17 protein-coding genes are annotated in these 21,106 nt (G+C 59.0%); 10 read left to right on the top strand and 7 right to left on the bottom strand.

The annotated features are described in order from the left end of the window. Nucleotides 1-33: 33 nt before the first annotated feature. Complete coding sequence (locus JFT66_RS26250) at nucleotides 34-2,517, top strand: fimbria/pilus outer membrane usher protein (protein WP_198860464.1); 2,484 nt, start codon at nucleotides 34-36, stop codon at nucleotides 2,515-2,517. 572 nt (nucleotides 2,518-3,089) lie between these two features. Here JFT66_RS26250 and JFT66_RS26245 read toward each other — a convergent pair. Genes JFT66_RS26245 through JFT66_RS26230 form a run of 4 tightly spaced genes read right to left on the bottom strand, consistent with a single transcriptional unit; the run spans nucleotide 3,090 to nucleotide 5,929 of the window. Next, nucleotides 3,090-3,827 carry an amino acid ABC transporter ATP-binding protein gene (locus tag JFT66_RS26245; protein WP_034116352.1) on the bottom strand — a complete coding sequence of 246 codons (738 nt, stop codon included), beginning with the start codon at nucleotides 3,825-3,827 and terminating at the stop codon, nucleotides 3,090-3,092. Next, nucleotides 3,814-4,464: an amino acid ABC transporter permease gene (locus JFT66_RS26240; RefSeq protein ID WP_034116351.1), complete on the bottom strand. Its 651-nt coding sequence runs from the start codon at nucleotides 4,462-4,464 to the stop codon at nucleotides 3,814-3,816. Before JFT66_RS26240 ends, JFT66_RS26245 begins: the two co-directional genes overlap by 14 nt. Next, complete coding sequence (locus tag JFT66_RS26235) at nucleotides 4,461-5,129, bottom strand: amino acid ABC transporter permease (protein WP_198860434.1); 669 nt, start codon at nucleotides 5,127-5,129, stop codon at nucleotides 4,461-4,463. Before JFT66_RS26235 ends, JFT66_RS26240 begins: the two co-directional genes overlap by 4 nt. A 14-nt stretch (nucleotides 5,130-5,143) precedes the next feature. After that, nucleotides 5,144-5,929: a transporter substrate-binding domain-containing protein gene (locus tag JFT66_RS26230; RefSeq protein ID WP_034116349.1), complete on the bottom strand. Its 786-nt coding sequence runs from the start codon at nucleotides 5,927-5,929 to the stop codon at nucleotides 5,144-5,146. Nucleotides 5,930-6,184: 255 nt separating this feature from the next. Here JFT66_RS26230 and JFT66_RS26225 point away from each other — a divergent pair, with 255 nt between their 5' ends. From JFT66_RS26225 to JFT66_RS26200, 6 genes are all read left to right on the top strand, one after another. After that, the gene (locus JFT66_RS26225) at nucleotides 6,185-6,871 is read left to right on the top strand and encodes a FadR/GntR family transcriptional regulator (protein ID WP_034116348.1); all 687 of its coding nucleotides are present in this window, start codon (nucleotides 6,185-6,187) and stop codon (nucleotides 6,869-6,871) included. A 118-nt stretch (nucleotides 6,872-6,989) separates the two neighbouring features. Further along, nucleotides 6,990-7,319 (top strand): thioredoxin TrxA, encoded by a 330-nt coding sequence (trxA, locus tag JFT66_RS26220; protein ID WP_003213989.1) that lies wholly within the window; start codon nucleotides 6,990-6,992, stop codon nucleotides 7,317-7,319. 234 nt (nucleotides 7,320-7,553) lie between these two features. Beyond that, nucleotides 7,554-8,813: a transcription termination factor Rho gene (rho, locus tag JFT66_RS26215; RefSeq protein WP_003176825.1), complete on the top strand. Its 1,260-nt coding sequence runs from the start codon at nucleotides 7,554-7,556 to the stop codon at nucleotides 8,811-8,813. Between the two features lie 156 nt (nucleotides 8,814-8,969). After that, on the top strand, nucleotides 8,970-10,952 hold the full coding sequence (locus JFT66_RS26210) for an acyltransferase family protein (protein ID WP_198860433.1): 1,983 nt from the start codon (nucleotides 8,970-8,972) through the stop codon (nucleotides 10,950-10,952). Between the two features lie 59 nt (nucleotides 10,953-11,011). After that, complete coding sequence (gene ubiD, locus JFT66_RS26205; protein ID WP_153837390.1) at nucleotides 11,012-12,478, top strand: 4-hydroxy-3-polyprenylbenzoate decarboxylase; 1,467 nt, start codon at nucleotides 11,012-11,014, stop codon at nucleotides 12,476-12,478. Beyond that, nucleotides 12,478-13,446, top strand: a complete 969-nt coding sequence (locus JFT66_RS26200; RefSeq protein ID WP_198860432.1) for a CDP-6-deoxy-delta-3,4-glucoseen reductase — start codon at nucleotides 12,478-12,480, stop codon at nucleotides 13,444-13,446. Before ubiD ends, JFT66_RS26200 begins: the two co-directional genes overlap by 1 nt. 74 nt (nucleotides 13,447-13,520) lie before the next feature. On the opposite strand, the gene JFT66_RS26195 is transcribed toward JFT66_RS26200, so the two are convergent. Next, nucleotides 13,521-14,003, bottom strand: coding sequence for a hypothetical protein (locus JFT66_RS26195; RefSeq protein ID WP_034116344.1), 483 nt, complete (start codon nucleotides 14,001-14,003; stop codon nucleotides 13,521-13,523). Between the two features lie 329 nt (nucleotides 14,004-14,332). On the opposite strand from JFT66_RS26195, the gene JFT66_RS26190 reads away from it, so the two are divergent. After that, nucleotides 14,333-16,720: a TonB-dependent receptor plug domain-containing protein gene (locus tag JFT66_RS26190; protein ID WP_198860431.1), complete on the top strand. Its 2,388-nt coding sequence runs from the start codon at nucleotides 14,333-14,335 to the stop codon at nucleotides 16,718-16,720. A gap of 27 nt (nucleotides 16,721-16,747) precedes the next feature. Next, nucleotides 16,748-17,401, top strand: coding sequence for a gamma-glutamylcyclotransferase (locus tag JFT66_RS26185; protein ID WP_034116342.1), 654 nt, complete (start codon nucleotides 16,748-16,750; stop codon nucleotides 17,399-17,401). On the opposite strand, the gene glpT is transcribed toward JFT66_RS26185, so the two are convergent. Next, nucleotides 17,398-18,735 carry a glycerol-3-phosphate transporter gene (gene glpT, locus JFT66_RS26180; RefSeq protein ID WP_034116341.1) on the bottom strand — a complete coding sequence of 446 codons (1,338 nt, stop codon included), beginning with the start codon at nucleotides 18,733-18,735 and terminating at the stop codon, nucleotides 17,398-17,400. The two genes, JFT66_RS26185 and glpT, sit on opposite strands and share 4 nt — an antisense overlap. A 225-nt stretch (nucleotides 18,736-18,960) precedes the next feature. Further along, nucleotides 18,961-19,938: an NADPH:quinone oxidoreductase family protein gene (locus tag JFT66_RS26175; RefSeq protein ID WP_034116340.1), complete on the bottom strand. Its 978-nt coding sequence runs from the start codon at nucleotides 19,936-19,938 to the stop codon at nucleotides 18,961-18,963. Nucleotides 19,939-20,088: 150 nt separating this feature from the next. Here JFT66_RS26175 and JFT66_RS26170 point away from each other — a divergent pair, with 150 nt between their 5' ends. Beyond that, nucleotides 20,089-20,496 (top strand): flagellar basal body-associated protein FliL, encoded by a 408-nt coding sequence (locus JFT66_RS26170; protein WP_034116339.1) that lies wholly within the window; start codon nucleotides 20,089-20,091, stop codon nucleotides 20,494-20,496. Nucleotides 20,497-21,106: the final 610 nt, after the last annotated feature.

Genomic DNA, 21,106 nt, shown 5'->3' with positions numbered 1-21,106 from the left:
AAGGCTACCAATATGGGGAGCTGGCACCCTCCCATGATACCCAGGTGGGTATCGATTTCCCGAGTGTACGGATCAAAGGTTGTCATCGGGCTTGCGACACTTTGCAGTGTACCTGCCTACTCCCAGCCCCTCGGAGAAGGCTTTGACCTTGCGGTATTGTCCGCGCACGGGATTGACCCCAAGGTTGCCGATTTTTTTAGAAGTACCGCGCGTTTTCGTGAGGGCGTCCATGTGGTGGGGCTGCGGGTCAACGGTAACCCGTTGGGTCTTGTGGAAGCGCGATTCGATTACGATGGGCAGCTATGTTTCACCCCGCAACTGCTGGAAAAGGCTGGTTTGCGGATCCCTGGTGGCATTGTTCGCCAGGGCATCACGCCCAGTCAGGCGTGCCATGATTTTTTGGGTGAGTATCCCGCGACTATCCTCAAGCTGCGCCCCGGCAGTGATGAGGTCTCGCTGGTTGTACCCACTCAGTCGGTACGCGAGCAAGATTGGGATGGCGGGAATTTTTCCCAGGGTGGCACGGCGGCCGTGTTCAATTACGACGTGCAGGGGTTCGGGGAGCGTACGCGCAATGACTCTGCCCGCTCTGTGTCCGCCTATACCGAGGCCGGGTTCAACCTGGGAAACTGGGTAATCCGCAGTCGGCAGTTCTATGTGTCCGACAATGGCAAGAGTCGCAGCGAGCACGTGAATGCCTATGCCCAGCGCGACTTTGAAGCGCTGAAAAGTACCTTTCAGGTCGGCCAGATCTCCACTAATAACCCGATATTCGGCGGCCTGCAGCTCTCTGGTTTCCAACTTTCTCCCGACGGTCGATCACGCGCCGCAGGGGCTGGCAGCTCGGTGGTGGTAGAAGGTCTGGCACAAGACTCGTCGCGGGTCGAAGTACGCCAGGCCGGGGTATTGATTCATACGACGCTGGTGCCCGCGGGGCCTTTCAGGTTCACCGACCTGGCTTTGCTAAATGGCACCAGCGATCTTGAAGTGAGTGTTGTCGGTACGCGCGGCGGCAGTCATAAGTTCACAGTTCCAGCCGCGTCTTTTCGTGGCGCGTTTCAGGTAGAGCCCGGCTATCACTTTTCACTTGGCAAGGTACGGGGCGCCAAGCTGGAGGATGGTGAGCCACCGGTAGTCGCGATGGGAAGCGGAACCTGGGGCTTAGGGCGTGATTCGTCGCTGGGGTTCGGCTTGATGAGCACTGATGCTTATCACGCCGCGGGCGGAACACTGAGTAGCATTTTTTTCCAGCGGCTATCGATCGCGGTTAACCAGAACCTGTCTCGCGACAATATAGGGAATGTCAGCGGGGCGCAGCGCGCGATTTCCTTGGGAAGCCCACTGACTGCCAATATCGAACTGAGTGCGAGTGCTACCACCCGTACGAGGGGTTATCGCGACTTGCTTGAGGCCGGGCGGTCGATGGGGCGTGATGATCTGAACTTCCGATTCAAAAACCAATATACCTTTGGGGTGAGTTGGGCGAACCCGCAACTGGGAGGTTTTTCCCTTAATTACTCTCACGGCTCGCAGTTTGACGGGCAGTCAGCCGAACATTTGTTTGCCGCGTGGAACCGTGATTTCAGCGGCACGCGTGTGGCGTTGATTGCCGATTCCCGAGTGGGTGGTTCCAGGGCACGTAGCGCTCGACGAGACGAGCGCGAGCAACGCAGGCGAGAGCCCGGTAAAGATCTTTCCGTTCGGCTGGAGGTCACTGTTGCGTTCGGAGAGAGCCGCAGTGTCAGGTCCTATGCCAGTCGCCGGGACGACAGGGTTGAGCTGGGTACCACATTCAGTGAGCGGGTCAACGATGCCGTGAACTATGAGGTGGGTATGGCACGTGAGCAAGCCAGTCGGGAACAGTCTGTTCACGGGCGGGTGAATGTAACGCCGCGTTATACACAGTTCTCGTTGGGTATGCGGCGCGACTCGTTGGGCACAGGGTATGCGAGCCAATTGCGGGGCGGGGTGGTGGCGCATGAGCAGGGTCTGACGTTCTCGCCCTATGCCGTCCAGGATACCTTCGGCATTGTTTCGGTGGGTGATGTCCGGTCTGCAAAGGTTTCGACCCCACAGGGGCCGGTTTGGACGGATTCCGGCGGGCAAGCGGTGATCGCCAGCCTGCCGCCCTACCAGAGCAGCAGCGTGGAAGTGCAGACCCAGTCGCTGCCAAGCCGAATTGATTTGAAAAACGGTACCAAGACCCTTGCAGTCGGGCGCGGCTCTTTCAATACGGTTGAATTTGAAGTGATAAAGGTGCGCCGTCTGCTGCTTGAAGTGCGTGACGAGCAAGGGCAGCCCTTACCACAAGGTGCTGCGGTTTTCGCCAAGAACAATGTCTTCCTGACCAGCGTAGTGGGCGAAGGCATGGTGTTTCTGAACAACCTGGACGAGCCGCAGGTCTTGAGCATTTCCAGTGGGGATGGACCCGCCTGCTCGTTTCAATTGAACCCTGAGCCAGAAACCGATGAAGACAAACTTTATGAAACAGCCTCGGCGGTCTGCCGTGCACAGTGAGTCGGGCAGTCCTTTTGTATCCGGGCGCTTGGGCCTCGGGCTTTTGCTTTACCTGCTGCTTGTCGGGCTTATGCCCAGTGCTGCTTATGCCAGCCAGTGTCGAGTGTCGTTGAGCCAACCCACAGTCGACTACGGGGTTATTCGTCGTGCTGAATTATTGGGTGAGCAGTCCGGGCACCCACAGTTTTCCTTGGGTCATCGCACGCTCAGGCTGACCGTGGACTGCGCCGATGAGACACCGATGGCGATACGCTTCACGGGGGTACCTGCGGGAACCAGGGGGTTTCGGTTTGGGCGCGACGGGCACTTCATCCTGAATCTTCAGCAGGCCCAAGTGGACGGACGGGACGTGGAGTTACGTTCACTGTACCGGCCTGATGAGTCCGCAAAGGGTCGCCTGTTGCCAGGCGTGGTGCTTTGCACGCAAGCCGGCGGCGCTCCAGTATCGGGGCGTCGCTTGACTGCCTTGGTCAGTATCGACACTTATCTGCCGGCGAGCGGGCTGGCCGTAAGCAACGAAACCTCGCTGGAGGGGCGGGGAAGTGTTGAGAGGGTTCCCTGCGCCTGAATGATCAGGCGGGCGGCTCCACCGAACCAATGAAATTGGCGAGCTCAGGTGTTCTCGGGTTGGCAAACAATACCTTGGGGTCGCCGGTTTCATGCACTTTACCCTGATGCATGAACACCAGTTTGTCGCCGACTTCCCTGGCAAAGCGCATTTCGTGGGTCACCATGATCAGGGTCATGCCGTCCTGGGCCAGTTGGCGCACCACACTGAGCACTTCATTGACCAACTCCGGGTCCAGGGCCGACGTAATCTCATCGCACAACAGCACCTTGGGTGACATGGCCAACGCCCGAGCAATCGCCACCCGTTGCTGCTGGCCACCGGACAAGCGATCGGGGAAGGCGTCGAACTTCTCACCCAGCCCGACCCGTTCGAGCATCTGCCTTGCCAGTTGTGCCGCCTTGGCCTTGGGCACTTTCTGCACCACTTGGGGCGCCAACATCACGTTTTCACCGACGGTCAGGTGTGGGAACAGGTTGAACTGCTGGAACACCATGCCGACTTTTTGCCGCAGGCTGCGCAGGTCGGCGCGGGCGGCGTCGAGGTATTCGCCATCGACTTCAATCACGCCATCGTTGATCGACTCCAGGCCATTGAGGGTGCGCAGCAGGGTGGACTTGCCCGAGCCGCTGCGGCCGATGATCGCCACCACCTGGCCTTCATCCACCGTCAGGTCGATGCCTTTGAGAACGTGGTGATCGCCGTAATACTTATGCAGGGCAGAAATTCTAAGCAGAGGCATGCAGTCTCCTTTCCAGGTAGCGCGCACTGAGGGACAAGGGGTAGCAGAGCAGGAAGTAACCAAGGGCTACCAGGCCGTAGACCATGAATGGCTCGAAGGTGGCATTGGCGAGCATGCCGCCGGTCTTGGTCAGTTCGGTGAAGCCGATGATCGAGGTCACGGCGGTGCCTTTGACCACCTGCACCGAGAAACCCACCGTTGGCGCGACCGCAATGCGCAGCGCCTGGGGCAGGATCACATAACGCAGTTGCTCAAGCGGGTTAAGGGCCAGGCTGGCCGAGGCTTCCCATTGGCCATGGGCAATGGAATCTACGCAGCCGCGCCAGATTTCAGCCAGGTAAGCGCTGGTAAACAGGGTCAAGGCAATCGCCGCTGCCAGCCAGGGGGATATATCCACGCCGAGCAGGGCAACGCCGAAAAACACCAGAAACAGCTGCATCAGCAACGGTGTGCCCTGGAACAGTTCGATATAGGTGCGGGCAACAGCACGCGGGAAAGCTTTGCGGCTGATGCGCATCGTCATCACCAACAAGCCGATCAGGCCGCCGCCCACAAACGCCACCAAGGACAGCAGCAGCGTCCATTGCAGGCCGGTGAACAGGTTGCGCACGATATCCCAGAATGAAAAATCACTCATCGGCTGTTCCTCATCACAAACCGTCGGCCGATCCAGTTGAGCAACTGGCGAATCATCAGCGCCATGCACAGGTACACCAGGGTGGTCAGCGCATAGGTTTCAAACGCACGGAAATTACGCGACTGGATAAAGTTAGCGGCAAAGCTCAGCTCTTCGGTGGCAATCTGCGAACACACCGCCGAACCGAGCATCACGATGATGATCTGGCTGCTCAGGGCCGGCCACACCTTGCCCAGCGCCGGTAGCAGAACCACATGGCGGAACGCTTCGAAGCGCGTCATCGCCAGCGCTGCAGCCGCCTCTAGTTGCCCGCGCGGGATAGCCTGTACACCGGCGCGGAGGATCTCGGTTGAATAAGCCCCCAGATTTATCACCATCGCCAGCACGGCGGCTTGCCACTCGGTGATCTTCAGCCCCAGGGACGGCAGGCCAAAGAAGATGAAGAACAACTGCACCAGGAACGGCGTGTTGCGGATCAACTCGACATACACACCAAAGATCCACGCAAACGGCTGGATCTTCCACGCTCGTACCACGGCGCCGAGGGTGCCCAGCGCAACCCCGAGGATGGCGCCGATGGCCGTCAGCTCAAGGGTGAACAGCGCGCCGCGCAACAGCAGGTCGGTATTGGCCAGCACTGGCACAAAGTCGAATTGATAGGCCATCAATCAGCTCCGCTTCAGAGATCAGCAGGCAGCGGTTCTTTGAGCCACTGCATTGCGTTCTTTTCCAGGCTACCGTCAGCCTTGGCGGTGACGAGGATCTGGTTGACCTTCTCCAGCAACGCCGGCTCGTTCTTGTTCACGCCCACGTACACGGGCGAATCCTTGAGCTTTACCTTCAGCGCCGGTACGCGTTTGGGGTTGCGTTCGCTGATTGCGACCATGACTACGTTGCCGCTGGCGATCAGGTCGACCTGGCCGGCCAGGTAGGCGGCGATGGTTGAGTTGTTGTCTTCAAAGCGCTTGATCGTGGCTTCCTTGGGCGCCACCGCAGTCAGCTCGATATCCTCGATGGCGCCACGGGTCACACTGATGGTCTTGCCCTTCAGGTCGTCGGTGCTGGCGATGGCGGCATCAGGCGGACCGAACACGGCCAGGTAAAACGGCGCGTAGGCTTTGGAGAAGTCGATGACCTTTTCGCGCTCGGCGTTCTTGCCCAGGCTGGAAATCACCAGGTCGACCTTGCCGGTGGTGAGGAATGGAATGCGGTTGGTGCTGTTGACCGGGGTCAGCTCCAGCTTGACCTTGAGTTGCTCGGCCAGCAGCTTCGCGGTATCGATGTCCAGGCCGCGGGGCTGCATGTCGGGGCCGACCGAGCCGAACGGCGGGAAGTCCTGGGGCACGGCGACCTTGAGGGTGCCGCGCGCGACAATATCGTCCAGACCGTTAGCCTGGGCGGGCGCGTGGCCCAGCATCAGGCTGGCAAACAGGGCAGTGAGCAGGGCGCTGTAGCGCTTGGTCATGGCGACTCTCCGAAAAGGCTGAGGGGATTTTCTGGATTTGCTCAGTGCACAGCCCATGCCATTACCGATCGAATCGCCTGTGAGGCCGGAGTTTGCGGCGCCGTGGTGGTCTTACTGGTCTGAACAGTGGTCACGTTTTCTGCACTCTTTTCGAGCGCCGATAAAACTGCACGAGCCCCTTTGGGGCGTGGCTTGCAGCCAGTTGTGAATAGCTTTACAACTAGCCGCACATCGACCGGGAACCCTGAGCTTTTTATGAATTCCATCGCCCAAGCCGTACCGGAAACGGCTCTCCAGGCCATCCGCAAACTGATCAAGGAGCAAGGCTTCGCGGCGGGTGATGCATTGCCGTCCCAGCGCGACCTGGCGGTGCAATTGGGAGTCAGTCGGGCGTCGCTTCGCGAGGCGTTGTCGTCCCTGAGTGCCTTGGGCGTGGTCAGCGTGCAGCCGGGTAAGGGTGTGTTCGTGCAGCAAGTGCAAGAGGCGCCGGGGTTCGCCTGGCCCTTCGCGGCGCAGGTCTCTGCGCTGGAGATCTTCCAACTGCGGTACGCGTTGGAGGGCTTCGCGGCGGGGTTGGCAGCGGTGACATTGACCATCGATGAGCTGGACTGTCTGGAAGACAATGTCGAAGCCATGCGCACAGTGCTCAAGGCGGGGGACTTCGGAGCGGCCGCCCGGCTGGACTTCGAATTTCACCAACGCATTCTGCTGGCCAGCGGCAACCAGGCAATGGTGAGCATCCTCAGTGCCCGCGCCGAAGTATTTCTGGAAAGCCAGAAACTACCGTTCATCCGGCCGGAGCGGGCGATGGAAACCTGGCAGGAGCATCGCAAAATCCTGCGTGCCCTGGCCCGGCGTACCCGCACGGCGGCACAGAAAAGCATGCAGGAACACGTACGCAATGCGGCGTTACGCACGGGCATAGCGTTCGTGACGCCCTGAGTTGTATACCCAAACTCATGCGACGCCATAGCAAGACTCAATCAGACGCGGCTTCCTGAACGGGGTAAGGGCGGCTATGATGGGCCACGTTTTTTTTGCTTACATTCCGGAGACATCCATGAGCAACGATCTTATCAAGCACGTCACCGACGCGACCTTTGAGGCCGAAGTACTCAAGGCTCAAGGCCCGGTGCTGGTTGACTACTGGGCTGAATGGTGCGGCCCTTGCAAAATGATCGCTCCGGTCCTGGACGACATTGCAACCACCTACGAAGGCAAGTTGACCATTGCCAAGCTGAACATCGACGACAACCAGGAAACTCCGGCCAAGCATGGCGTGCGCGGTATTCCTACGCTGATGCTGTTCAAGAACGGCAACGTCGAAGCCACTAAGGTAGGCGCGCTGTCGAAGTCCCAGCTGCAAGCTTTCCTCGACGCGAACATCTAAGCGTCATCGAAAAAGCCCCGCAAATAGCGGGGCTTTTTCGTTAAGCAGGGCTAGACGCTCAGAAATTCAGGTGGTACATTCGGCCCCGCACTGGTTTCTCCACTGCCCCCTGCAAGCCGTCGCCGACGCATTCCTTTTCGATTAGTACGCGATCCTGTCGCCTTCTCTGCGGCGCGGCCTCATTAAGCCAAAAGCTTAATTTCCCCCCTCCATAAATGATTACGTCATTCCTATATGAATCTGACTGAACTCAAGCAAAAGCCGATTACCGACCTGCTCCAATTGGCCGAAGAAATGGGCATAGAAAATATGGCCCGTTCGCGCAAGCAGGACGTGATTTTCTCCCTGCTCAAGAAGCACGCGAAAAGCGGCGAGGAAATCTCCGGTGATGGCGTGCTGGAGATTCTCCAGGACGGCTTCGGCTTCCTCCGCTCTGCAGACGCTTCCTATCTTGCCGGCCCGGACGATATCTACGTCTCGCCGAGCCAGATCCGTCGCTTCAACTTGCGCACCGGCGATACCATCGTTGGCAAGATCCGTCCCCCGAAGGAAGGCGAGCGTTATTTCGCCCTGCTCAAGGTCGACACGATCAACTTCGATCGTCCCGAGAACGCGAAAAACAAGATTCTCTTCGAGAACCTGACGCCGCTGTTCCCGACTGTGCGCATGAAGATGGAAGCCGGTAACGGTTCCACCGAAGACCTGACCGGTCGTGTGATCGATCTGTGCGCCCCGATCGGCAAGGGCCAGCGTGGCCTGATCGTCGCACCGCCGAAAGCCGGTAAAACGATCATGCTGCAGAACATTGCAGCGAACATCGCGCGTAACAACCCTGAAGTTCATCTGATCGTGCTGTTGATCGATGAGCGTCCGGAAGAAGTAACCGAAATGCAGCGCACCGTGCGCGGCGAAGTGGTTGCCTCGACGTTCGATGAGCCGCCAACCCGCCACGTGCAGGTTGCCGAAATGGTGATCGAGAAGGCCAAGCGCCTGGTCGAACACAAGAAGGACGTGGTGATCCTGCTCGACTCCATCACGCGTCTGGCGCGTGCCTATAACACCGTGATCCCAAGCTCCGGCAAGGTGCTGACCGGTGGTGTCGATGCTCACGCCCTGGAGAAACCGAAGCGTTTCTTCGGTGCGGCTCGGAACATCGAAGAAGGCGGCTCGCTGACCATTATCGCCACTGCGCTGGTTGAAACCGGTTCGAAGATGGACGAAGTGATCTACGAAGAGTTCAAGGGTACCGGCAATATGGAACTGCCCCTGGACCGTCGCATCGCTGAAAAACGCGTGTTCCCTGCGATCAACATCAACCGTTCCGGCACTCGCCGCGAAGAGTTGCTGACCGCAGACGACGAACTGCAGCGCATGTGGATTCTGCGCAAGCTGCTGCACCCGATGGACGAAGTGGCTGCCATCGAGTTCCTGATCGACAAGCTGAAAACTACCAAGACCAACGACGAGTTCTTCCTGTCGATGAAACGCAAGTAATACGGCGTTTCAGGTCCAAAAAAATGGCGCCCCGCGAGGGGCGCCATTTTTTTTGCATCGAGATTCGTACGTATTTGTGGCATAAGTATCCGATTAGTAACAAAAATTGACGCGTGACTACGCTCATCCTTTTCGTCACAGACTGACCACATTCTTATGACCACTCTTGCTTACCGCAGAGACATTGATGGCCTGCGTGCCATTGCTGTCCTCGCAGTCGTATTATTTCATTTTGGCGTTCCTGGCATTACTGGCGGTTTTGTTGGCGTTGATGTGTTTTTCGTCATCTCCGGCTTCTTGATTACGTCAATTATCTGGCGTGAGCGTCAGGCTGGACGCTTCAGTTTCATCGACTTCTGGGCTCGCCGGGCTCGGCGTATCTTGCCCGCACTGTTCGTGATGATCGCGGCGACGCTGGCGGTGGGCTGGTTTCTGTTGGCGCCCAAGGACTATGAGGAACTGGGGCGCTCGGCGCACTATCAGGTGACTTTTACCTCCAACCTGTTGTTCTCACGCCAGCACGGCTACTTCGATGTGTCTTCTGACATCAAGCCCTTGCTGCATACGTGGTCACTGGCGGTGGAAGAGCAGTTCTACATATTCTTCCCCCTGCTGCTGACGTTGCTTTCAAGCCGCTTGAAGCACTGGCGCCTGGCGCTGTTCGCGGTGTTGCTCGGCTCTTTCGGCATGAGTGTCTGGGCGGTGCAGCACGAGCCGCAAAAAGCCTTCTTCCTGTTGCACCTGCGGGCCTGGGAATTGTTGGCCGGTGCGATGCTGGCCGTGTTGCCCAAGCGTGAGTGGCGCGCTTCGCCCGCCCTGGCACAAGGGGTCAGCCTGGCCTCCATGGCGTTGATCCTGATCGCAGTAGTGGGTTACGACGCGACGACCCCCTTTCCCGGTGCGACTGCGCTACTGCCAGTACTCGGTGTCGTCGGGTTGATCTGGGCCAACGGGCAACAACACACCTGGGTTGGGCGCCTGTTGAGTACGCGGGTAATGGTGGGTATCGGACTGATTTCCTATTCCTGGTACCTGTGGCATTGGCCGGTGTTCGTGTACGCCAACTATGCTGCGGTGGATGGCTTGAGCGCACTGGAACTGGCCGGGCTGATGCTGCTTTCGCTGGTTCTGGGCTACCTGTCCTGGCGCTTTGTGGAAACGCCGTTCCGGGAAAAACGCTTGCTGGCCGGGCGCAAGGCGATTCTGGCTGCAGCCGTGGTCGGTATATTGGGGCTTGGCTTTACTGGCCTGGCGATACGCGAATCCGATGGCGTGCCTTCGCGCTTGTCCGAACAGGCGTTGCGTTTCGCCCAGGCCAAGAAGTGGAGCCCGGAATTGATGGCGTGCATGGCCGACAAAGACACGCCGGATGAGCGACTGTTCTGCCATTTCGGCCCGAAAAGCCAGTCCGTCTCAGCGCTGGTATGGGGCGACAGTCATGCCACTGCGCTGATTCCGGCGCTCAAAGATGGCGCCGACCGCCACAATATCAGCTTGGTCGAAGCCAGTTTTGCCGGCTGTATTCCGCTGGATGGCTTGGAAAATATTGCCCGGTGTGCGCATTTCAACCATCGCGTCGAGAAAGCCATGGCCGAGCAGACGTTCAGCGACGTGGTCTTGGCGGCCCGTTGGAGCCTGTATGTGTATGGGCAAATGTCGGGTGACAAGGAGCATGCGCTCAAGGATCCCGGCACCGGCAAGTACGTGCGTGCCATCGCCGAACAACGCTTTGCCCAAGGCCTGCGCGAACGCATCCAAAGCTTGCGTGCTGCGGGGCATCGGGTCTGGTTGGTCAAGGAAGTGCCATTGCAGGAAATCATCGTGCCTTATCGTCTTAGCCGCCTGGCAATGATGAACCGGCCGGTGGACGGTGAAGGGCTCCCCGTGTCCGAGCATGTGAAGCGCCAGGCGTTTATCACGCAATTGTTTGACGAACTGACGGTTGCTGACAGTGGCGTGATGGTGCTGGATCCTGCGCCTCAACTGTGTGGCGCTGATGGCTTGTGCCGCGTCGAACTGAATGGTCGCGCTCTTTATACCGATGATAACCACTTGTCAGACGTGGGGGCGCGACACATCGAGGCGTTCCTGGAGCCGTTGTTCAGTTCGCTGCAATCGCGAGGGTTGACGGCCAATTAAGCTGTCAGTCAGCCTCAGAGCAGGTAGGATGTACGCCTATTTTACGGGTGGCATGGTTAATGAAATTCAAGGATCTTCGGGATTTCGTGCAGCAACTTGAGCAGCGCGGAGAGTTGAAACGTATCCAGATGCCGATTTCTCCGGTACTGGAGATGACTGAGATTTGTGACCGCACCTTGCGCAGCAAGGGTCCGGCGCTGCTGTTCGAAAACCCGACCGGCTTTGATATCCCGGTGCTGGGCAACCTGTTCGGCACTCCCGAACGCGTAGCCTTTGGCATGGGCGCCGAGTCCGTCAGCGAGCTGCGCGAAATCGGCAAGCTGCTGGCTTTTCTCAAGGAGCCCGAGCCGCCCAAGGGCTTGAAGGACGCCTGGTCGAAGCTGCCGATCTTCCGCAAGATCATTGCCATGGCCCCCAAGGTGGTCAAGGACGCGGTGTGCCAGGAAGTGGTCATCGAAGGCGATGATGTCGACCTGGCCATGCTCCCGGTACAGACCTGCTGGCCCGGCGACGTTGGCCCGCTGATCACTTGGGGCCTGACCGTCACCAAGGGCCCGAACAAAGACCGCCAGAACCTCGGTATCTACCGCCAGCAAGTGATCGGCCGCAACAAGGTCATCATGCGCTGGCTGAGCCACCGTGGCGGTGCCCTGGACTTCCGGGAGTGGTGCGAGAAGCATCCCGGCAAGCCGTTCCCGGTTTCCGTGGCCCTGGGTGCAGACCCGGCGACTATTCTCGGCGCCGTCACCCCCGTGCCCGACAGCCTGTCCGAATACGCCTTCGCCGGCCTGCTGCGCGGTAACCGCACCGAACTGGTCAAATGCCGCGGCAACGACCTGCAAGTACCGGCCACCGCTGAAATCATTCTCGAAGGCGTGATTCATCCAGGCGAGATGGCCGACGAAGGCCCTTACGGCGACCACACCGGCTACTACAACGAAGTCGACAGCTTCCCGGTGTTCACCGTCGAGCGCATCACCCATCGGGTCAAGCCGATCTACCACAGTACCTACACCGGCCGTCCACCGGATGAGCCGGCCATCCTGGGCGTGGCGCTCAACGAAGTGTTCGTGCCGATCCTGCAAAAGCAGTTCCCGGAAATCACCGACTTCTACCTGCCGCCCGAAGGTTGCTCGTACCGCATGGCCATCGTGACCATGAAGAAGTCGTACCCAGGGCATGCCAAGCGGGTCATGCTGGGTGTGTGGTCGTTTTTGCGACAGTTCATGTACACCAAGTTCGTTATCGTCACCGACGACGACATCAACGCCCGGGATTGGAACGACGTGATCTGGGCCATCACCACGCGCATGGACCCCAAGCGCGATACGGTGATGATCGATAACACGCCAATCGACTACCTCGACTTCGCGTCGCCGGTGTCGGGCCTGGGCTCGAAAATGGGCCTGGATGCCACCCACAAGTGGCCGGGTGAGACTACCCGCGAGTGGGGCAGGGTGATCGTCAAGGATGAAGCCGTAACGGCGCGTGTCGATGCGATCTGGAAAGAATTGGGAATAGATTGATGCGTGTAACCCTGCAACCTTCCGGTGCTGTGCTGGAGCTGCTCCCTGGCGAGCGAATCCTCGACGGCGCTCGCCGCCTGGGCTATGAGTGCCCCCAAGCCTGTCGCAATGGCGTATGCCATGTCTGTGCGGCGTTGCTGGTGGAGGGCCGGGTAAGGCAAACCGGTGAGGTGCGTGATCATGGTGAGTTCTACACCTGCATCGCCGAGCCGTTGGAGGACTGCATTGTGTTGTGGGATGGGGTACTGGCGCCGGGAGAATTACCGTTGCGCAAACTGTCGTGTCAATTGATCGAATGTGTGGAAGTCGGTGGCGATGTGTGGCGTGTGCGCCTGCGCGCCCCGGCCGGCAAGGCGCTGCGTTACCACGCCGGGCAATACCTCATGATCGAGCGGGAGAAGGGCGAAAAATCGGCGTTTTCCCTGGCCTCGGCACCCCACGCCGGGCGTGAATTGGAGTTGCATGTACTGGCGCGGGAAGACAGCGCACGCAGCCTGATCGAGCAATTACAGCGCAACCAGATGGCCCGCGTCGAATTGCCGTTTGGCGACACGCACTTGGCTGAATTGCCCGATGGGCCGCTGGTGCTGATGGCCGCCGGCACCGGCATGGCGCAAATGCACAGCTTGATCGAGCATTGCCGCGCTTCGGGCTTCAAGCACCCGGTACACCTGTACTGGGGCGTGCGCCTGCCAGAAGACTTCTACGCGATCGATCACTGGGATCAATGGCTGCAATTACCCAACCTGTACCTGCACAAAGTGGTCAGCGACTTGTGTGGTTGGGAAGGGCGTTGCGGTTTGCTGCATGAGGCGGTGTGCGAAGACATTGCCGATCTCAATACCGTGCATGTCTACGCCAGCGGCTCACCGGCGATGGTCTACGGCACCCTGGACGCGCTGGTCAACGCCGGCATGGATGCACACCGAATGCGCGCCGATGTGTTTGCCTACGCCCCACGGCCCTGAGCAGAGCAAAAAACACTATTAAATGCCGATCAAACTGTGGGAGCGGGCTTGCTCCCACATTGGATTGTGCACGCTCAGAATCGTAACCCGGTCGTCACCATCGCTGCATTGAACCCCAGCAGCACCAGCTCTGCCGCCACCGGCCCGTAATGGGCACCCACGGACGGAATGATTACCGGCGCCACGCCGAATCGGTTCAACGGGATCTTGTCGCGGTACTCGCCGCGATAGCCCTGAAGCAGCCCGCCGGTCAACTTCGCGTACACCGGGTAGTCCGCCATGTCATAGCGCTTGCCCACATAGGCGTAGTACGAGCGCTGGCGGAACGAGTTGCGAAAGGTCACACCGCCATACACCAGGCCCGACGCCTCATTGCGTTCCAGGCCGATCAAATCTTGCTTGTTGTTGTGCTCCGGGTCGGGTGCGAAGTGCCGGGTGTAGACGCTGGTCTGGGCGTACCAGAAGCCTTTGTCATCATTGGCAGGTGGGGTTTCGGCAGCCAGTGCGGTGGTGGCCTGGGCCAGGAAAAACAGACCAGGCAAGCGGAATTTTTTCATGAAGCGACCTCGATAGGCGATGTGATTAACGGCTAAGTGGGTCGTGATGTGCACGCTATTTTGACGGTTTGGTGCGCGCACAGGCTGAACCGCGGCTGAAAGTACCGGGATTGCCTGCTCGGATCCTGACGAAAGGGTGGTCGCCCTTATGCTTTTGCTTATTCTTTTAAGGTATTTATTCTATTCAATAGATATCTTTAAGCTATATAGCAACGGACTACCGACTTCATCGACAGTAACCAATCACTGACCGCCACCGCCCGCCAGCCGGATCGATCGTACGAACTCAGAGCGCTGAAGTTCTGATTTTTGATGCCAAGGGGAGCGGTATGGGGAGCTACAACAAGCACGCGCTATACACGGCGATTTTGTCGGCCAATTTGCTGACCGCTGTGGGATTCAATCCAGTTCTGGCAGACGAAACATCCGTCGTCGATGCACCCAGACTCGATGCGGTGATCGTGACCGGCACCCGCGCCCAAGAGCGCACCGCCAGTGCGTCGCTGTCGCCAATCGACGTAATTTCCGGCGAAAGCCTGCGCAGTACCGGCTCCGATGAGCTGGGCGCCGTGTTGGCGCGGCTGATCCCATCGATCAACTTCCCGCGGCCAAGCCTGGTGGATGGTGCCGAACTGGTACGCCCGGCGCAGTTGCGTGGTTTGTCACCGGACCAGGTGCTGGTGCTGGTCAACGGCAAGCGCCGCCATACCAGTGCCTTCGTCAATCTGGGGGGCGCTGTGGGGCGCGGTTCGGCGCCTGCGGATTTGAATGCGATCCCACTGTCGGCGGTGGACCATATCGAAGTGCTGCGCGATGGTGCTTCTGCACGTTATGGCTCTGACGCGATTGCCGGGGTGATCAACGTGATTCTCAAGCGCGCCGACCATGGTGGCTCGATCTCCACCAAGTTCGGCGAGTACAAGAAGGGTGACGGCATCCAGCGTAATATCAGCGGCAATACTGGCTTGGCATTGGGCGACAACGGCTTTATCAACCTGTCGGCCGAAGGTGCTGATAACGATTACACAAACCGCGCCGGCAATGATTACCGCCCAGGTAGCATCGGCTCCACCACCTACGGCCAGCGTGTGTTCCGCCAAGGCGAGCCGGCGACCAATGAAGGCAAGTTCCAGTTCAACTCCGAATATTCCTTCAATGATGCAGCCGAGCTCTACACCTTCGGTGGCTACAGCAAGCGCCGCGGTGAAACAGCGGCGTTCTACCGGGCGAGCAACGCGTCCAACAACATCCCGGCGCTCAACCCCAACGGCTACCTGCCGCTGATCAAAGGCAACCTGGAAGACACCTCGCTGGTGGTGGGCCTGCGCGGCTTGCTGGCCTACGACTGGCATTACGATCTGTCGGCCAACTACGGCAAGAATCAGTACGAGCTGGGCACCGAAACCATCAACACTTCCCTGGGCTTGGCCACGCCACGCAAGTTCAACAACGGCACCCTGAGCAACGATCAGAAACAAGTCAGCCTGGACCTGTCCCGTGAGTTCGACGTGGGCTTCCTGCCGTACCCGGTCTCCGTGGCGTTCGGTGGTGAATACCTGCACCAGGGCTATGAAATCGAAGCGGGCGAGCCGGCGTCCTATTATCAGACCGGCAGCTCGGGCCTGGGTGGTTTCCGCGACGCCGATGCCGGCACCAGTACCCGGCACAACTGGGCGCAGTACCTCGACCTGGAAACCAACTTCACTGAAAAACTCAGCGCTTCGGCCGCCGTGCGCCATGAGGATTACAGTGACTTCGGCTCCAACGTCAGCGGCTCGCTGTCGGCCCGCTACGACTTCACACCCCAAGTGGCCTTGCGCGGCAGTATCTCCAACGGTTTCCGCGCGCCATCCCTGGCCCAGCAGAACTTTGCCTACACCTCCTCGCAGTTGATCGGCAGCACCATCCAGGAAGCCGGTACTTTCCCGGCCAACAGCCAGGTGGCGCGCCTGCTCGGTGCCGAAGACCTCAAGGCCGAGAAGTCGCGCAACTACAGCCTCGGCCTGGTACTGGAGCCGGCCGATGACCTGACCGTCACACTCGACGTGTACCGCATCGATATCCGTGACCGCATCAGCCTGTCTTCCAACCTCAATCTCAACCCGGCGACAGTTGCTTACCTGCAAGCCAATGGTGTCGGCAATATCAACTACACCACCGCCCGTTACTTCACCAATGCCACGGACACCAGCACGGATGGCGTCGATCTGGTGGCTAACTATCGGTACCAGTTCGATAACGGCATTCGCTGGAACAGCACCGTGGGTTACAACTACAACCACACCAAGGTCACAGACGTGAAAGCCAACCCGGCGATCCTCGACAGCCTCGGGGCCAACCTGGTGCGGGTCGACCGTCGCGAGCGTATCGGCCTGCTCGGCGACACCACGCCCCAGCACAAGCTGAGCCTGGGCAACGACTTCACCTTCGGCCGCTGGGCGCTGCACAGTAACCTGGTGCGCTATGGCGAGTTCACCAGCTACCAGGCGGACAAGGACAATGATCAGACCTTCAAGGCCGCCTGGGTGCTGGACCTGTCGGCTGACTATAAGTTGAAGAACTGGACCTTCACCCTGGGCGGCGACAACGTCACCGATAAATACCCGGAGAAGGTCAATGCCTACGCCAGCAGTGGTGGCAATTTGGCCTATAGCACTTTTTCGCCGTACGGTTACAGCGGCGCGTTTTATTACGGTAAAGTCGCTTACAACTGGTAACACACAGGAGGCGCACCGCTTTTCGCCATGACCGCCATTGAAACCGATCTTTTGCAGTTGGCTTACCCTCCGCGGCTCGATCTTGGGCCGCAACTCACTCACGAACAATTGATGAGCTCGATGCAGGCCACCATGGCCCGGCATAAGGGTGGGCCGGTGTGGCTGTTTGCCTATGGTTCGCTGATCTGGCGCCCTGAATGTTCGTCGACCGAACGGGTGCGCGCACGGGTTCACGGTTATCACCGCGGCCTGTATTTGTGGTCGCATGAGCATCGGGGCACGCCGGAATTACCGGGGCTGGTGTTCGGGCTGGATCGCGGTGGTTCCTGCAGCGGGTTTGCCTACCGCTTGCCGGAAGACCAGTTGGAGGCCTCGCTGTACGCCCTGTGGCAGCGCGAGATGCCTTACCCCTCTTACCGGCCACACTGGCTCAGCTGCCGATTGGAAGATGGCAGTAGCGTGCAGGCGTTGGGGTTTGTATTGGAGCGGCACTTGCCCAGCTATGCTGGCAACTTGCCAGATATCGTGCTTAATCATGTGCTGCAAAGCGCTTGCGGGCGTTACGGCACCACTCGCGATTATGTCGAGCAGACCGTGAACGCCCTGCGTAGCCACGCCATGCCAGATAAAAACCTGGAGGCGCGGCTCAAGCGTTGTGCCAAGGATTGCCCAGGCGGTTAACGCGCCGAGCTGACGCTGTTGGTGTGCCACAGCGTGGGGATCAGGAACGCGATCGCCAGTACACAGGCACCAATCAGCAACACGAAACCACCGTCCCAGCCGAAATGGTCAACCGTGTAGCCCATGGCCGCACTGGCTGCCACCGAACCACCCAGGTAGCCGAACAAACCGGTGAAGCCAGCAGCGGTGCCGGCGGCTTTCTTTGGTGCCAGTTCCAGCGCCTGCAGGCCGATCAGCATCACCGGGCCGTAGATCAGAAAGCCGATGGAGACCAGCGCGATCATGTCGATCATCGGGTTGCCCGGCGGGTTGAGCCAGTAAACCAGGGTCGCCACGGTGACCAGGGCCATGAACACGATACCGGTCAGGCCACGGTTGCCACGGAAGATCTTGTCCGACATCCAGCCACACAGCAGCGTGCCCGGGATACCTGCCCACTCGTAGAAGAAATACGCCCAGGACGACTTGTCGACCGTGAAGTGCTTGGCTTCCTTCAAGTAGGTCGGCGCCCAGTCCAGAACGCCATAGCGCAACAGGTAGACGAACACGTTGGCAAAGGCGATGTACCACAGCATTTTGTTACGCAGCACGTACTTGACGAAGATTTCCTTGGCGCTGAATTCGTCTTCGTGGCTGGCGTCGTAGCCTTGCGGGTAGTCGTTCTTGTACTGCTCGATCGGCGGCAGGCCCACCGACTGCGGGGTGTCGCGCATGGTGATGAAGGCAAACGCCGCCACCGCCAGGGCCACCGTGGCCGGCACATAGAACGCGGCGTGCCAGTCGTTGAACCAGGCCATGCCCAGCAGGAACAGCGGGCCGATCAGGCCGCCGCCGACGTTGTGCGCTACGTTCCACACCGACACCACACCGCCGCGCTCTTTCTGCGACCACCAGTGCACCATGGTCCGCCCACTCGGCGGCCAACCCATGCCCTGGGCCCAGCCGTTGATGAACAGCAAAATGAACATCATGGTCACGCTGGACGTTGCCCAAGGTGCGAAACCGAAAATGAACATCACCCCGGCGGAAACCAGCAAGCCGAAGGGCAGGAAGTAGCGTGGGTTGGAGCGGTCGGACACCAGGCCCATGAGGAACTTGGACAAGCCGTAGGCAATCGCAATCGCCGACATCGCTAGGCCCAGTTCACCGCGGGTGTAACCCTCGTCGATCAGGTAGGGCATGGCCAGGGAGAAGTTTTTGCGCAGCAGGTAGTAGCCGGCGTAACCGAAGAAAATACCGGCGAAGATCTGCCAGCGCAGCCGTCGGTAGGTACTGTCTATTTTTTCTTCAGGCAGGGGCGCCTGGTGTGCGGCAGGGCGAAAGAAAGCAAACATTCAAGAGCTCCAAATTTCTTGTTTTGACTGCGGATGCGAATGTTACAGTTTCGTTACCGAAAATAGCATCGCCTCTTATCTGCAAACACAGGAAATGGGAGCAATTGCATGTTCTTTTACGAACATGTCGCTTATAGATAAGTGTGGGTCGTGATCAATTTTGATTTGCCGGTGAACCAAATGTGGGAGCGGGCTTGCTCCCACACTAACCGCATTTCAGATCAACTAGCGGGTTTGGACGACGACCTTGCCCACCGCCTTGCGCTGCCCAAGATCGTTGATCGCCTGGGCGGCTTGTTCCAGCGGATACACCTGCGACACCAGCGGCTTGAGCTTGCCTTCACCGTACCAACTGAACAGTTGCTGGAAATTCGCCGCATTATCCTGCGGCTGGCGCTGGGCAAACGAGCCCCAGAACACCCCGACCACCGCCGCGCCCTTGAGCAATGCCAGGTTCACTGGCAGTTCAGGAATGCGCCCGCTGGCAAACCCCACCACCAGCAGCCGGCCGTTCCAGGCGATGGCGCGGACGGCCTGGTCAAACAAATCGCCGCCCACCGGGTCGTAGATCACATCGGCGCCGTTGCCGTCGGTCAGGCGCTTGATCTCGTCCTTGAGGCTGGCTTCGCTGTAGTTGATCAACTCATCGGCGCCGGCCGCCTTGGCCACCGCGAGTTTGTCGGCGCTGCTGGCGGCGGCGATCACCCGGGCGCCCATGGCCTTGCCGATTTCCACGGCGGCCAGGCCCACGCCACCGGAAGCGCCGAGCACCAGCAGGGTTTCGCCGGGTTGCAGGTTGGCCCGCTGTTTAAGCGCGTGCATCGAGGTGCCGTAAGTCATGCTGAAGGCGGCGGCGGTGTTGAAGTCCATGCTTGGCGGGATCGGCAGCACGTTATAGCCGGGCACCGCGACCTGCTCGGCAAAGCTGCCCCAGCCGGTCAACGCCATCACCCGGTCACCGACTTTCAAGTGGCTGACGTTCTCACCCACTTCACTGACCACGCCCGCCGCTTCGCCACCGGGTGAGAACGGAAAAGGCGGCTTGAACTGGTACTTGCCCTCGATGATCAGGGTATCCGGGAAATTCACCCCGGCGGCGTGCACGTCCAGCAGGATCTCGTTCTTCTTGATCGCAGGGCTGGTGATCTCTTCCAGCACCAGGGTTTCGGCGGGGCCGAAGGCTTTGCACAGCACAGCTTTCATCGGACTATTCCTTTTGGCGTCGTGGCCGATAAGTGTAGGAGGGTACGCCCGCGGGTCAACGAGCATGCCCGGGCCTGATAAGCCGCCATAAGCTTGTGCTCAGCCTTGCTAGCGTTATGCTACCGGGCAACCGAATTCGAGGAATGAACTGTGAAAGCGTGGATCCTGTTGATGCTGGCCCTGACGTTGCCGATGGCAGCCCAGGCCGAAGAGGCCAAGGAGGGCGAGGCGCCGAAGGTCAGCTATATCAGCCTGACGCCACCGTTTGTGGGCAACTACGGCCTGGATGGCACGGCGAAGCTCAAGGTATACAAGGCCGACATCGCCCTGCGCGTGACCGGCCCTGAAGCGGCGGCTGCGGTCAAAGCCAACGACCCGTTGATTCGCAACCAACTGGTGGCGCTGTTTACCCAGCAGACCAATGAGGCCATGAGCAGTGTTGAAGGCAAGGAAAAACTGCGCCAGGAAGCCCTGAAGCAAACCCAGCAAGTAATGAACGATGAGACTGGCAAGCCGGTGGTTGAGGATTTGTTGTTCAATAACTTGATTATTCAATAAGTGCAGAGTTACCACGCCTGCGGCTGGTTTGTCGGCCGCAGGCAGGTCGGTATTATTTAAATAATGGGTAGATTTACAGTTTTTCGGACAGTTGCACTCGGGCCACCCGGCATAGCCTGGAATATGAAATCAAAAAAATAAGATCGCGAAGTTGTTTGAAGACTTGAGTCCCAATTCACCCATTGGTTGATAATTGTTGGGTTTACAGATAGGGGAGATAAGTTAGGTGCTGTGATACTAAATTTCGAATCTTGCGGTTTATAAGACGTTTTGAGGTAGTAGCTTAGGGTTCTAACTAAAATTATCGACGAGCCCGAACCAGTAAGAGAATACTCGAACTCTATATAGCCATGGAATCCCCATGGTGCGTACGCGCCATCTATTATCTTGGTCGTCGCCTTGGTGGTTGGAGCGCTTACAGTTTCGGCAGGGAGTTCGATGTAGATTTCTTCGGATTCTGGTGTGTCCGCCATGATTAATCTCCGTTAGGGAAACTCTGAAAAAGACTTTCTGATTTGGCAAAATACCGCGACCCCACCCACCGAGTTTCCCGATGAAGCAGATGACCTTCGCCGACGCCGAGTACGCTGGCAAGCGCAAGCAAACCCGC

This window comes from Pseudomonas sp. MF6755, from assembly GCF_016405635.1.
GTDB classification, from domain to species: Bacteria; Pseudomonadota; Gammaproteobacteria; order Pseudomonadales; family Pseudomonadaceae; genus Aquipseudomonas; species Aquipseudomonas haemolytica.
The sequence above is the reverse complement of the archived record's forward strand: the minus strand, read 5'-3'. Positions and strand labels throughout refer to the sequence as shown.